The organism is Pseudomonas sp. Q12-87 (assembly GCF_001269755.1).
Classification (GTDB): domain Bacteria; phylum Pseudomonadota; class Gammaproteobacteria; order Pseudomonadales; family Pseudomonadaceae; genus Aquipseudomonas; species Aquipseudomonas fluorescens_S.
Genome location: NZ_LHVI01000006.1, coordinates 54,237 through 68,124, shown reverse-complemented (window position 1 = coordinate 68,124; position 13,888 = coordinate 54,237). Strand labels below are relative to the sequence as shown.

The 13,888-nt window shown below is 62.9% G+C and carries 9 protein-coding genes; 2 read left to right on the top strand and 7 right to left on the bottom strand.

The features are described 5' to 3' along the window. Positions 1–50 precede the first annotated feature (50 nt). From AD663_RS03520 to ptsP, 3 genes are read right to left on the bottom strand one after another with little or no spacing between them, the layout of a single operon-like run. Entirely contained in the window at positions 51–1,790 is a 1,740-nt protein-coding gene (locus AD663_RS03520) for a PTS fructose-like transporter subunit IIB (protein ID WP_053213290.1), read from the bottom strand. A 13-nt stretch (positions 1,791–1,803) separates the two neighbouring features. Next, positions 1,804–2,745, bottom strand: coding sequence for a 1-phosphofructokinase (gene pfkB / locus AD663_RS03515; protein ID WP_003177898.1), 942 nt, complete (start codon positions 2,743–2,745; stop codon positions 1,804–1,806). Continuing rightward, a complete protein-coding gene (gene ptsP, locus AD663_RS03510; protein ID WP_003177896.1) occupies positions 2,745–5,609 on the bottom strand; it encodes a phosphoenolpyruvate--protein phosphotransferase in 2,865 nt (954 codons plus the stop codon). The genes pfkB and ptsP overlap by 1 nt, the downstream gene beginning before the upstream one ends. 287 nt (positions 5,610–5,896) lie before the next feature. On the opposite strand from ptsP, the gene cra reads away from it, so the two are divergent. Together cra and AD663_RS03500 are read left to right on the top strand one after the other, a co-directional pair. Further along, a complete protein-coding gene (cra, locus tag AD663_RS03505; protein WP_003177894.1) occupies positions 5,897–6,892 on the top strand; it encodes a catabolite repressor/activator in 996 nt (331 codons plus the stop codon). A gap of 7 nt (positions 6,893–6,899) precedes the next feature. Next, positions 6,900–7,676 carry a TatD family hydrolase gene (locus AD663_RS03500; RefSeq protein ID WP_003177892.1) on the top strand — a complete coding sequence of 259 codons (777 nt, stop codon included), beginning with the start codon at positions 6,900–6,902 and terminating at the stop codon, positions 7,674–7,676. 121 nt (positions 7,677–7,797) lie between these two features. On the opposite strand, the gene AD663_RS29545 is transcribed toward AD663_RS03500, so the two are convergent. The 4 genes from AD663_RS29545 to AD663_RS03480 form a co-directional block, all read right to left on the bottom strand. Beyond that, on the bottom strand, positions 7,798–8,502 hold the full coding sequence (locus AD663_RS29545) for a methyl-accepting chemotaxis protein (protein ID WP_371261150.1): 705 nt from the start codon (positions 8,500–8,502) through the stop codon (positions 7,798–7,800). Between the two features lie 1,470 nt (positions 8,503–9,972). Beyond that, positions 9,973–10,809, bottom strand: coding sequence for a regulatory signaling modulator protein AmpE (ampE, locus tag AD663_RS03490; protein WP_053213289.1), 837 nt, complete (start codon positions 10,807–10,809; stop codon positions 9,973–9,975). Next, positions 10,806–11,366 carry a 1,6-anhydro-N-acetylmuramyl-L-alanine amidase AmpD gene (gene ampD / locus AD663_RS03485; protein ID WP_053213288.1) on the bottom strand — a complete coding sequence of 187 codons (561 nt, stop codon included), beginning with the start codon at positions 11,364–11,366 and terminating at the stop codon, positions 10,806–10,808. Before ampD ends, ampE begins: the two co-directional genes overlap by 4 nt. Positions 11,367–11,429: 63 nt before the next feature. Continuing rightward, complete coding sequence (locus AD663_RS03480; RefSeq protein WP_053213287.1) at positions 11,430–13,643, bottom strand: DUF1631 domain-containing protein; 2,214 nt, start codon at positions 13,641–13,643, stop codon at positions 11,430–11,432. Between the last annotated feature and the right edge of the window lie 245 nt (positions 13,644–13,888).

Genomic DNA, 13,888 nt, shown 5'->3' with positions numbered 1-13,888 from the left:
TTCGAGCAAGCCCGCTCCCACAGGGGACCTTCATTGCTTCAACAAAGTGGTCAGGCTTTTGCTGGCTCCAACGCCATTTCTACCACCTCAGGACGCTTGAGCACTGCATAGGCCACCGCCGTTACCAGGCTGCCCGCGACGATTGCCAGCAAGTACAACAGCGCATGGTTGATCGCATTCGGAATCAGCATCACGAACAACCCGCCGTGGGGCGCCATGAGCTTGCAGCCGAAGTACATCGACAGCGCGCCGGTCAACGCACCGCCGGCGATGCTGGCCGGGATCACCCGCAATGGGTCCTTGGCGGCGAACGGGATCGCCCCTTCGGAGATGAAGCACAAGCCCAGCACCAGCGCCGCCTTACCGGCCTCGCGCTCGGTCTGGGCGAATTTGCGGCGGGCGATGAAGGTGGCGATGCCCAGGCCAATCGGCGGCACCATCCCGGCGGCCATGGTCGCGGCCATCGGTGCGTAACTCTGTGAAGCCAGCAGCCCCACCGAAAACGCATAGGCGGCCTTGTTGATCGGTCCGCCGAGGTCGACGCACATCATCGCCCCCAGCAGCACGCCCAACAGGATCGCATTGGTGGTACCCATGCTGTCGAGGAAGTGGGTCAGCGCTTCGAGCATGCCCGCCACCGGTTTGCCGACGATGTAGATCATCACCAGGCCAGTGACCAGGCTCGCCAACAGCGGGATGATCAGGATCGGCTTGAGCGCTTCCAGGCTCTGGGGCAAACGCGCGTAGCGATTGATCGCCTTGGCGACGTAACCGGCCAGGAAACCGGCGATGATCCCGCCGATAAACCCGGCGCCGAGGGTGCTCGCCAACATCCCGCCGATCATCCCCGGTGCCAGGCCCGGACGGTCGGCGATGGAGTAAGCGATGTAGCCAGCCAGCAGCGGCACCATCAATTTGAATGCCGTGTCGCCGCCAATCTGCATCAGCGCCGCCGCCAGCGTGCCGGGCTCCTTGAACGCGGTGATGCCGAACACGAACGACAAGGCGATCAACAAACCACCGGCCACCACCATCGGCAGCATGAACGACACGCCCGTCAGCAGGTGTTTGTAGACGCCGGTCTTTTCCGCCTTGGCCGGGCCGCTGGCGCCGCTCGATGCGCTTTCCTGCCGGCCTTCGACCAACGCCTTGTTCAGCGTGGCTTCGGCCTGTTTCAAGGCGATGCCCGTGCCGCAGCGGTAGATTTTCTTGCCGGCGAAGCGCTCGGTGGCGACTTCGATGTCGGTGGCAAGCAACACCACGTCAGCCTCGGCGATAGCCTCGGGGCTCAACGGATCCCGAGCCCCTACCGAGCCCTGGGTTTCCACTTGCAGGTGGTAGCCCAGTTTTTTCGCCGCCTGCTGCAACGCCTCGGCCGCCATGAACGTATGGGCAACGCCCGTGGGGCAGGCGGTGATGGCAACCAGGCGCGGCGCGCGCTCAGCCGCCGCAGGCACCGGCTCCAGTACATCCGCCTCGGCAAGCACCGTGGCTTCTACAGCGCCGCGACGCAGCAATGAATCAACGTCTTGCAGGGCCTGGGCCGGGGTGCTGCGAAACACACGCTTGCCGACAAACCGCGACAAGTCCAATGGGCCGCTGGCAACCAGCAGGATCCACTCGGCCGCGTCGAGGGTCGCCGCCGACAACTGACGTTCCGGATGGGCCGGGTCATGCACTTCGACACTGGTGCTCCAACCTTGGCGCTGGGCTGCCGCGTCCAGCAGGCGGGCGCACAACACACTGGTGACCATGCCATTCGGGCAGGCCGTCACAATGGCTAATTTCATTTTGCGAACCCTCTTATTGTTCTGTCAGGGGGCGCACGCGCACGCCCTGTTCAAGCGACGCCAGCAGTGCCGTGTCGTGGATGCCAAAGCCGATCTGCGTGACCGCCATGGCGGCGATGGCCGTGGCCGTGCGCAGGGTCTGCTCCGGAGTGTCGGCGCTGAGCAGGCCATGCAGCATGCCCGCCAACAGTGAATCCCCGGCACCCACGGTGCTGGCGACGCTGACCTTGGGCGGCGAGGCATGCAGCGCCGCACCGACGCTGAACCAGTTCACGCCATCGGCGCCGTGAGAAATCACCACATGCTCGATGCCTTGGGCGTGCAGGCGCTGCGCCGCTTGCGCCTGGGCCAACCCACTCACCACCTCGCAACCCAGCGCATCGGCCAGTTCCTCGGTGTTCGGCTTGATCAGCCAGGGCCCCGCCGCCAAGGCGACGCGCAAGGCTTCGCCACTGGTGTCGAGGGCCACGTTCAGGCCGAGCTGTTTCAAGCGCACGATCAACGCCTGCAACCACTGCGGGCTGACGCCCCGGGGCAAGCTGCCCGCCACCACTACCACGTCGTGGCCGGGGGCGATGTGTTCCAGTCGCTCCAGCAACGCGTGCTGCGCGGCTTCGTCGACGACCGGGCCCGGCCCGTTGAGGTCAGTTATACGTCCGTCCTGCTCGGCCAGCTTGATGTTGCTGCGGGTTTCCCCGGGCACACGGATAAAGGCGTCGATAAAACCACGCTGGGTAAACAGCGTCTCGAACGCCTGGGCATTGTCTTCCCCCAGGAAACCACTGACCGTCAACGTATGACCGAGGTCGGCCAGCACTTGGGCCACGTTCACGCCTTTGCCGGCGGCGTGGGTGTGCATGGCATCGCTGCGGTTGACCTGTCCCGGCTCCAGGCGCGCCAGTTCAACCGTGAGGTCGAGCGCCGGGTTGAGGGTCAGGGTAAGAATCTTCGCCATTACAGCGCCTCCACTAATGCGCGCACATCATCGGCGCTGCCCACGGCCAACGCCTCTTGGGCCAGGGTCTGTACTTGCGCCAGGCTCAGCTCGCGAACCCGCGCCTTGACTTCGGCAATGCTGCGCGCCGAAACGCTCAACTCGTCCACGCCCAGGCCCACCAGCACCGGCACCGCCAGTGGATCAGCCGCTAGCTCGCCGCATACGCCGACCCACTTGCCATGGGCATGGGCGGCACGCACGGTGATATCGATCAGTTGCAGCACCGCCGGATGCAAGCCATCGGCCTGGGCCGACAAGGTCGGGTGACCACGATCGATGGCCAGGGTGTATTGCGTCAGGTCGTTGGTGCCGACACTGAAGAAGTCGACTTCCTTGGCCAGCACCGGCGCGAGCAAGGCAGCGGACGGCACTTCGATCATGATCCCCAGTTGCAGGTCCGCCACAGGAATCTCCAGGCGCAGGCGTTCGGTCATGTCCCGGGCCTGACGCCACTCGTCAACGCTGCCGACCATGGGGAACATGATCCGCAGCGGACGGTTGTCCGCCGAGCGCAACAAGGCGCGCAACTGCGCTTCCATGACCTGCGGACGCTGCAAGGTCAGGCGAATGCCGCGCACGCCGAGGAACGGGTTCTCTTCTTTCGCGATCGGCCAGTACGGCAGCGGTTTGTCACCGCCGACATCGAGGGTGCGCACCACCAGCGGCCGGCCAGCCAGGCCATCGAGCACCTTGCGATATTCGGCTTCCTGGGTCGCTTCGTCCGGTGCCTGGGTGTGGGCCATGAAAATCAGCTCGGTGCGCAACAGACCGATGCCTTCGGCGCCCTGCTCCACCGCGCTGCCGACACCGGCGCTCTCGCCGATGTTGGCAAACACTTCCACGGCGTGACCGTCGCGGGTCAGCGCCGGCTGGTGGCGCTGTTCGGCAGCAACCTTGAGGCGCTGCTCGCGGGTGTCGCGTTCTTCCCTGGCCCGTTGCAGGGTAGCCGCGTCGGGGTCCACGTGCAGGCGACCGCGCTGGCCGTCCAGCAGCAAGGACGTGCCCGGCGCCAGCAACAGCACCGCTGGCCCAGCGCCCACCAGTGCCGGAATGCCCAAGGCTCGGGCAACGATCGCGCTGTGGGCAGTCGCGCCGCCGCGAGCGGTCAGGATACCCGCGACACGGGCCGGGTCCAGACGGGCGACGTCGGACGGGCCGACTTCGTCCATCACCAGGATGTAGGGTTGATCGGGTTCGTTCGGGGTTTCGACGCCGCACAATTGCGCCAGCACACGACGGCCCACGTCTCGCAGGTCGGCGGCACGTTCGGCGAGCAGTGCGTCCTGCAAGGCCTCCTGTTCTTTCGCGGCGGCTTCGATCACCCCCATCCAGGCCGCTTGCGCACTCTCTCCCAGCTTCAAGCGGGTGTCGACTTCGTCGGTCAGCTCCGGGTCGTCGAGCATTTCCTGGTGGGTGATGAAGATCTCGCGGATGGCCTTGGCCTTGGCGCGCTCGACCAGCCCTTCGATATCGCGGCGCACCTGGTTCAAAGCGTTTTGCAGGCGCTCGCGCTCGATGGCCGCCGACTCGCCGCGCAGCGGATAATCGATGGCTTGCAGCACCTGGATATGGGCCGGGCCGATGGCAATGCCCGGCGCCGCAGCGACGGCCTGGATCAGGCTGCCGGATTCGGGCGCCAGCATCACGGCAGCCACTTCGGCTATCGCGGGTTCTCGCGGCGTGCTCGGTGGCGGCAGCGGTTCGACTTCTTCGCCAAGGCCTTCTTCGATGGCTGCCAGCAATGCCGGCAGCGCGTCGTTGGCAATGCTCGGTTCGGCAATGAATTCCAGCACCTGGCCGCGCCGGGCGCCCAGGCTCAACAGTTTGCTCAAGCTCTTGACCGACACGGCGCTGTCCTGGCCGTCGACGATACGCACGCGGATCTCGCCATCGAAACTTTTCGCCAGCTGCGCGAGGATCTTCGCCGGCCGCGCGTGCAAGCCATGGGCATTGGCCAGGCCGATGCGGGCGCTGGGCCAGTCGGCGGGCAACTCACCACCGAGCACTTCCAACACCTTGCGGCTGCTGGTGGCGCGGCCCAGTTCGTGGCCACGACCTTCGATCAGCAGCGCGCAGAGCCTTTCCAGCAAGCTTTGGTGAGCCTCGCCAAGGCTGGCAAGGCAGAACAGGCCGCTCAGGGGTTGGCCCAAGTAGCGGATGGGTTTGTCCGGTGTGACGAACGCCAGTCCCGGACGCTTGACCGTCTGCTCGCTGTGCAGCCACCACAGGCCATCACCCAGGGGCAGCGCCTCGACTTGCTGCAAGACACCGGCAAAACCATTACTCACGCAATCGGCCTGGCGCAGCAGACGGGCGCCGCGCCAGACCAACTCTTCGAAGTCGTCAGCCGACACGCCAAGGCCAATCATCTGCGCATCCAGCGCCAGTTCCTGCGGCGCGCCTTGCAGCAGTTTCAACAGCGCTTCGGCGGAGCTGGCACGGCGCAGGGCCTGGCCCAGGTCAGTCTCGCCGAGGGCGCGGGTCAGCAATTGCAACAGGCGCAGGTGTTCGTCGGATTTGGCCGCGATGCCAATGGCCAGGTAAACGATCTGGCCATCGCCCCAATCCACACCTTCGGGAAATTGCAGCAGGCGTACGCCGGTTGAATACACCAGGTCGCGGGTTTGCGGGGTGCCGTGGGGGATGGCAATACCTTGGCCAAGAAAGGTCGAGCCCTGGGCTTCGCGGGCCTGCAAGCCGGCGAGATATCCCTCAGCTACCAAGCCATCGGCCACCAGTCTGTCAGCGAGCAATTGCAGCGCAGCGTCTTTATCCACAGCGGTTTGAGCCATGGATATCTGCTCTAGAGTGAGCTCGAGCATGCTTTCTCCTTCTTGGCGTCCGATTGGCGCCAGGTATTGTTTTGAATGAATCAGCTTAGCGTTGCAGGACAGCTTTTGGCGCTATCGCGGCAGAGAAGCCAAAAACCCTGCTAACCTTGAAAATACGCTTGCTGAAACGTTTAATCTAGAAAGAATGGCACGTTACTCGATAATCTCTCATCCTTGAAGTGCAACTTGTCGCCGGTGCTGGGCAGTGACGATCATCTTGAATCGGGTAGGATGGCCCTTATTGGCGGGACAGCCTCGAAAAAACAAGGAAAACCGGGTTGAAACTCAGTGATATTGCCCAACTGGCCGGTGTGTCGGTGACCACCGCCAGCTATGTCATCAACGGCAAGGCCGAACAGCAACGCATCAGCAGCGCCACCGTCGAACGGGTGCGAGCGGTGGTTGAGGAGCATGGCTTCACGCCCAATCCCCAGGCCGCCGGTTTGCGTAGCCGACACACGCGCACGCTGGGCTTCATTCTGCCGGACCTGGAAAACCCCAGCTACGCACGCATCGCCAAGCTGCTGGAGCAAGGGGCGCGGGCGCGGGGTTATCAGTTGCTGATCGCCAGCTCCGACGATGCACCCGACAGTGAGCGGCAATTGCTGCAATTGTTCCGTGCCCGGCGCTGCGATGCGTTGATCGTCGCCAGTTGCCTGCCGGCCGGGGACGACAGTTATCGCCAGTTGCAAGCCAAAGGCATCCCCATCATCGCCATCGACCGGGTGATGGAACCTGCGCATTTCTGTTCGGTGATCAGCGACGACCGCCAAGCCAGCCTGCAACTGACGCGCAGCCTGCTTGAGACGAACCCTCGGCAAATCGCCCTGATCAGCGCCCGCCCCGAGCTGAGCATCAGCCAGGAACGGACCGCAGGGTTTAACGAGGCGCTGGCCGGGTTCGACGGTCAGGTGCTGATCGAGCATGGTGAGTCGTTCAGTCGCGAATGCGGCCGCCAGTTGATGGATGAACTGCTTGCGCGCCTGGGGCACCTGCCCGATGCGCTGATCACGACCTCCTACGTTCTGCTGCAAGGGGTGTTCGACGCCCTCCACGATTTCCCGCTCAAGGCACGCCCGCTGCGCCTGGGCACGTTTGGTGACACGCAGTTGCTGGATTTCCTGCCGCTGCCGGTCAATGCCATGTCCCAGCAACATCAACTGATTGCCGATAAGGCCTTGGAACTGGCATTGGCGGCCATCGAAAACGATGTTTACCAACCTGGCGTGCAGGCCATCGAGCGGACCTTCAAGCAGCGCATTCATCAGGGCTGATTCAAGCATGGAGCTGATCGACACCCACACCCACCTGGACTTTCCCGACTTCGACGCAGACCGCCCGGCGCTGCTGGCTGAAAGCCGCGCCTCGGGCGTGCGGGAAATGGTGGTGCTTGGGGTGTATCGGGACAATTGGCAGCGGGTCTGGGAGCTGGTGCAAAGCGACCCCGACCTGTACGCCGCGCTGGGCCTGCACCCGGTGTATCTGGACCAGCATCGCCGCGAAGACATCGTGCAATTGCGCGAATGGCTGGCCCGCCTGGCCGGGCACCGGCAGCTGTGCGCGGTGGGGGAAATCGGCCTGGATTACTACATCGAAACCCTCGACCGTGAGCGCCAGCAGGCGCTGTTCGAGGCGCAATTAAATCTGGCTGCGGAGTTCGAACTGCCGGCGCTGATCCACGTGCGCCGCAGTCATGCGGCCGTAATCGCAACCCTCAAGCGCATTGGCCTGAAACGCACGGGCATCATCCACGCCTTCGCCGGCAGCTTTGAAGAGGCCCGCGAATACATCAAGCTCGGTTTCAAGCTCGGCCTGGGCGGCGCCGCGACCTGGCCCCAGGCCCTGCGCATGCACCGAGTGCTGGCAAAACTGCCATTGGACGCGGTGGTGTTGGAAACCGATTCGCCGGACATGGCACCGGCGATGTTCCCAGGGCAACGCAACAGTCCGGCGCACCTGCCGGCGATCTGCGAAGCACTGGCCCAGATCATGGCAGTGAGCCCTGGGCAATTGGCCGAGGCCAGCACCGCCAACGCCCGCGATTTGTTCAACTGGTGAAAAACCTGTGGGAGCGGGCTTGCTCGCGAAAGCGTTGTATCGGTCAACAAGAAGGTTGCCTGGCACTCCGCCTTCGCGAGCAAGCCCGCTCCCACATTCTGCTTTGCAGGGGCTAGATTAATCACACCCGAAACGCATTGATCAACTGCTTGAGCTGCACCACCTGGGCGGACAGTTCACGGCTGGCGTCTTCGGTCTGGTGCGCGCCTTCGGCGGTGCGTTCACCGGCGCGGTTGATCTCGACGATGTTCTGGTCGATGTCATGGGCCACGGCCGTCTGTTGTTCGACTGCGGCGGCGATCTGCTGATTCTGATCGACGATCATGCCGACCGCGCCGAGGATGTTGTCCAATGCCTGCTGAACCTTTTCCGATTGACTGACCGTGCCGCTGGCCATCTCATGGCTGGTGCCCATCGCCTTGACCGCAGCACCCACGCCGCCGTGCAGGCGGGAGATCATCGCTTCGATTTCCTCGGTCGATTGCTGGGTTCGCTTGGCCAGGGTCCGCACTTCATCGGCCACCACCGCAAAACCGCGCCCCTGTTCACCGGCCCGTGCTGCCTCGATGGCGGCATTCAGGGCCAGCAAGTTGGTCTGCTCGGCGATGCTCTTGATCACGTCCAATACACGGCTGATGGCCTGGCTGTCGGTCGCCAGTTGGTTGATCACCTGCACCGACTGATCGATCTCACTGGCCAAGCGGGCGATGCTGCCCTGCTGCGACTCCACCAGCCCACGCCCACTCAGGGTTTCATCGTTCACGCTGTGGGCGCTGCTGACCGCTGCGGCGGCACTGCGAGCAACCTCTTGGGCCGTGGCCGACATCTGGTTCATCGCCGTGGCCACCAGTTCGATCTGGCTGCGCTGCCCGGCGACGGCTTGGTTGCTCTGGGCCGATACCGTTTCCACCTGCCCGGCCTGGCGTTCGACTTCAGCGACAGTGCGGCCGACCTGTTCGATCAGGTCATGGATTTTCGCCACCGTGCCATTGAACACCTCGCCCAACTCGCCCAGTTCGTCCTTGCTGCGGGCCACGAAATTGACCGTCATGTCCCCGGCGGCCACTTTGTCCATCATCTCGCCCAAGTGTTGGAGCGTGGTGCGGGTCGAGGCGTAGAAACCGGCGTACAGGTAGAAAATCAGCAGGAACACCAACGCCAGCGCCACGGCCTGCAACACCATGTGGCTACGGTTCTGCTCCAGGCGATGCTGCAACTGCACGCCAAGAAACCCCTGTGTTGCCTCGTTCAGCCGATAGGTCTGTTCCATCAGGCCACTGACCTGCTCAAAGAATGCCGGCCAGGGCGCATCGAGCGTGTCGGCCATGACCACCTGTTCCTCGATCAGCTCAGAGGCTTTCTTCAAGGTGCTCTTGCTGCCGCCGGCGGGCTCGGCCAAGGCTTGTCCGGCCGCCTTGCTCGAGCCCAGGGCGTCTTGCAGCTTCAGGTCATATTCACCCTGGAGTTTCTCGATCTGCGCCAGTAGCTCATCGAACCGGGTACTCGACGCCGAATTGAGAAAACCCAGCCCCAAGGAAGAAGCCCCCAAGGCACGGCCTTCACCGAGGATCTGGGTGACCTTGGGGGTCATGCCGATAATCAGTTCGCTGAGCTGGCGGATATCGCTCTGATTGTCGCGGCTGAGCCCCGCCTGGCTGGCGATGATCTGGCTGAACATCTGTGCGCTGTTGAGCAGCTTGCCAATCAACGCGCTTTTGCTTTGCAAGGAGCTTTCGGCCTGCTGGGCCTTGAAGGCCGCGATCATCTCATCGCGCTTGGCATCGAAGGCGCTGGCCTGCTCAGGCTCGACCGCCACTGCGTTCATGCCTTGCAGGCGCGCCAGTACCTGCTGCTCGAGGGTGCCGATCTTCGCCTCTACGTCACCGGCCTTGCCCGACTGACCCAGGCTGGCGTTGATCTGCACCAGGTTGTTCAGGGTTTCCAGGTCTCGGCGCAAGGTCAGGCTGCTGCCCAGCAGGTCGAGACTCTGCAACTCCACTTGCGTGCCCTGGAATTCCCGATAGGAGTCGCGCACCAGAAAAAAATTGGTCACCAGCATCGGCAGCAGGAACAACACGCTGATCAGGCTGAACTTCATGCCGAAGCTCAGGCGATTCATCAGCGCGACGGCGGGCCAGAGCAAACTCTTCACAAGGAAGTCTCCCGGTAATGTTTTTATTGTTTTATGGGCGCGCAAAGACAGCACAAAGCCACTATTGGGGCGCTGTCCTTGTATAGCCTAAATTGGCCGGGAGATTTGTAACTTAAGGTTAACGAGAAGCGCGTTAATCGTTTTTTAGGCCAGCACCGTCCACAACGCAAACCCGGCATACCAGAGCACCGCCGCACGCAGCAGCAATTCCCAAAGTCGATCCAGGCTGTTGATGCCGTCCGGTCCCGCGACGGGCTTGGGAATCTCGCCAGCCACCAGGCCGACTTTGTCGATGAGGTCGGCGGCGCTGATGTTCCAGTTCAGCAGTTCATGCAGCATGACCCGGCTGACTGCCACGAAGTTGCCCACCAGGGCGAAGCTCGCCGCCAGCAACCGCACCGGCACCCAGTCGAAGGCATGGCGCAGTTGCGCGGCCCGCTCGGCAACGCCGGGGTTGTGGCTGTGCTCGGCGGCCAGTGCCAGCAATCGATAGCTCAAAGCCGCTACCGGCCCCAAGAGGAAGTACCAGAAGATAACCGCGAAAAAGCTCTGGTAGGCCTGCCACAGCAAATGCCCCTGGACCTCCTCCAATAACTGCTCACCGTCATCGGTTTCGATGTCGAGGTCGCGCTTGGCCACATGGGCAGCCGCTTGCAGGTCCTCTCGACGCCAGGCATCGCGAAACGGTCCCAGGTCGGCCAGCAGGTCGCCGCGTCCCAAACTGTAGATGACCACCACCAAGTGCACTGGCAATGCCAGCAGACCATACGCCACCGGCTCCAGCACCCAGAGCAGCAATGCCAAAAGTGCCACTGGCAGCAAGACCAGTACCACCAGCACCAGCCATGGACGGTTGACCCAACGCGGGCTCGCTTCAAGCTTGTTCAGTTCGCGCAGCCAACCACCGTCGCGCTGTACGCGCTGGCGCAGGGCCGAGAACTTCTCGATCCAGACCGCCAGGAGCAACACCAGAAAACTCATTGTCCTTCCTCTTCTGTCAGGGCCGCACGATAGCGCGCCCAGTCGAATGCCGGTCCCGGATCGGTCTTGCGCCCCGGTGCGATGTCGCTGTGCCCGCAAATACGCTCGACGGTGATCGCCTTGAACGCGGCTCGCAACTGCCGGGTCAGTGCCACCAGCGCGGTGTACTGCGCCTCGGTGAAGGGCAAATCATCGGTGCCCTCGAGTTCGATGCCTATGGAAAAATCATTACAGGTTTCCCGCCCCTCGAAACACGAGACGCCCGCGTGCCAGGCACGATCCAGACAGGAGACAAACTGGGTGACGGTGCCGTCACGCTCGATCAGAAAATGCGCAGAGACGCGCAGGTCGGCGATACCGGCAAAATAGGGATGTTCCGTGACATCCAGGCGATTCTGGAAAAATTCCTGCACCTTGCCCGTGGCGAATTGCGCCGGTGGCAGGCTGATGTTGTGGATCACCAGCAGGGAAATCTCGCCCTCGGGGCGCGCATTGAAGTTGGGTGACGGGCAATGACGCACGTTTTCGCACCAACCGCTCGCGGAGTCCAACTGCATACAGGTTCCTTCGATGACAACGCTGATGTCATCAGTATGCCGTGATCGGCCCGGGCTGCGCGATCACTTGCCGCGATTGAGTTGCCGCAGATTACCCAGTACTGACTCCAGCGCCCGATCGAACAACAGGGTGTCGTCCAGCAAACGCGCCGCGCCGCGACGAAACTCCAGGGCCAGGCTGGTGCGGCTGTGTTCCAGCACCTTGAGGCCGGTGCGGTTGACGAAGACGTATTTGCCGGTGGTCTCGATGATCGCCGCCAGCTTGCAACGCAGGTTGTTGTCCTCGTCTTCCTGGAATTCGACCCAGCTCCCCAGGCGCAGCTGGTCAACCTGAAGCAGGCCCACGTCATCGGCGGGCAATCGAACCGCGACGTTGTCCACCGGTGCCTTGTGGGGGGCGCGCAGGACGATTCGTTCCAGCACTTCGATCATGACCGGCGAATCGGACGATTGCGTTTGTTCCGGCGCCTGTCCCGTGCGCTCCAGCGACTGCACATGCAGGAGTTCCAGCTCGCTGAAGAATTCGCTGGTGGCAAACGGGTCGAACGCCGAACGGCTAAGCCCCTCACGCAGGGCCTTGAGCAGTTCCGGCACCATTGCCAGCAAACGCAGGCCCGCGTCGGGCTCATCGTGGGGCTGGACGCTCCAGATCAGTTGCTCCAGGGTCAGGACGTCGGCTTTCCACTCAGCCGAATCCTCGCCGTGCTTGAAGCAAGTCAGCAGCAGCACCTGGCTCCAGGCCTGCTGCACGAACTCCACGACCGCCTGCGGCAGTATTTTGCCCAGCATCAGTTGGTTCAGCGCCCCCTCGACCCGCTGACGCGCCAGCTCGGCCTTGGCCCGTCCTTCTTCGGCGTCACGGATGCGCTGTTCGAGCAGCTCACTGCGGCGGCGCTCGTCACTGGTGAACGCCAGGAAGTCGGCCAGCAGTTCGGAAAAAATGGCCGGGTCATCGACAAAGTCATTCAACAGACGCTGCACCACCTGTTCGATGCGCAAATAAAGACTGTCGCGCTGGTGATCGTCGCAATCGCCCCAGCCCATGGCCGCCGCGGCAATTTCATTGAGCAGTCGACGGGCCGGATGATTAGTGCGGCTGAAAAAGCTTTTGTCCTGCACAGCCACTTTGAGCATCGGGATCTGCAGGCGGCCAATCAAGGCCTTGAAGGAATCCGGCAGGTTATGGTCGTCGAGGATGAACTCGAACATCATCGAGATCAGGTTGATCACATCCTCATCGGCGTCCTCGACCACCCTAGACTTGCCGCTCCTGACGCTGACCCGGGTCAGCAATTGCTCAAGCTGGCCGCGCAGGTCGAATTCGTCGTGGACGGTTGGCGCCGGGACGTATTGCTGCAAATGGGAGAGCAGGCGAAGCAGGTCTCGCGTGGAGATCGGCTGGGCCGGTGCGCTGGGTTCCAGGGTCGGCGCCACGCTGCCACGCACGTGCATCAACAGTTTCTGCAACGCAGCAAACACCTCCTGCACGCTGTCATCGACCTCAGCAGCTCTGGGCTTGGCGACGATATCGGCTGGCGGTCTGGGGTTCTCTTCGGGACGGTCCGAGGCGCGCCGCGACGGTGAAAGCCTGAGTTCCGGCAAAATCCCGGTAGCGGCCAGCAACTGGTTGGCCTCGGCATAGAGCTGGTCGCACTCGCTGAGTACATAGCGCTCGAACAATTTGAGCAGGATCAGCTTGACCTTGATCCCTACCCCCAGGTTGCGCCCGGCCTGCAGGAATTTCTCACACAGCAGTGCCGGGCTCAGGGGATTGTGCTGGCTCGCCAATGGCCGTCCCAGCAACACCGTGAGCCGCGCCGTCAGTTGCTCCAGGGACGTGCCATCGCGCCTGAGCACGCGAGCGACCATGGCATCCACCGCCAGATGACGCTCCAGCTCGTCTTGAGTGGGTTGGGAGGGGATACCGGGAGACAGGACAGGCGCGAGGGTCGCCTGGGTGAGATCGTACTGGGCAAGGCTGACGAACGCCTCGAAAAACTGCTCGATGAACTCGCGCTCGATGCTCTTTCGCTTCAGGCGCAGGTCCCGCATGGCTTCGAAGAACAGGTTCTGTTCGACATCGTCGCGCGCCCGGTCGGCCATTTCGAACAAGGTGTCGTCGGCGTTATCGAACAACCCCTGCAAGCCCACGCGCAACTGCTGCGCGGCCTTGTCGCGAACCTGAAGCAGAATCACAGGCAGGCGGGCGAGCGGCGAACGATTCGCCTGATCGGTAGAAACCTTATGCAAAGGCACTACATTCCCGTCGTTGTGCATCCTGGCCTCCTGAAACGGTATTCTTCGGCTCGCGACGTCAAAGCTATGACGTCAATCGAAAGGCGGATTATCAAGTAAAAGAACCCTGTCGTGCCAGCAGACTCTGTGATCCAGCTCCAAATACGGCGCAATAAGTGACCGGGAAAAAGGAGAAATGTTGCGAGGATGCGACCAAATGCAGGTATCTGTTTATGCAGGCGAGCGTCAGCGCCTTGGGTTCGCTCGTGGCCTGGCCCTATAATCGG

Coding starts and splice junctions, on each gene's coding strand:
- ampE (WP_053213289.1), bottom strand. CDS start 10,809: ATGAGTTTTCTGGTGTTGCTCCTGGCGGTCTGGATCGAGAAGTTCTCG.
- pfkB (WP_003177898.1), bottom strand. CDS start 2,745: ATGGCGAAGATTCTTACCCTGACCCTCAACCCGGCGCTCGACCTCACG.
- AD663_RS03480 (WP_053213287.1), bottom strand. CDS start 13,643: ATGCACAACGACGGGAATGTAGTGCCTTTGCATAAGGTTTCTACCGAT.
- AD663_RS29545 (WP_371261150.1), bottom strand. CDS start 8,502: ATGTCGGCCACGGCCCAAGAGGTTGCTCGCAGTGCCGCCGCAGCGGTC.
- ampD (WP_053213288.1), bottom strand. CDS start 11,366: ATGCAGTTGGACTCCGCGAGCGGTTGGTGCGAAAACGTGCGTCATTGC.
- AD663_RS03500 (WP_003177892.1), top strand. CDS start 6,900: ATGGAGCTGATCGACACCCACACCCACCTGGACTTTCCCGACTTCGAC.
- ptsP (WP_003177896.1), bottom strand. CDS start 5,609: ATGCTCGAGCTCACTCTAGAGCAGATATCCATGGCTCAAACCGCTGTG.
- AD663_RS03520 (WP_053213290.1), bottom strand. CDS start 1,790: ATGAAATTAGCCATTGTGACGGCCTGCCCGAATGGCATGGTCACCAGT.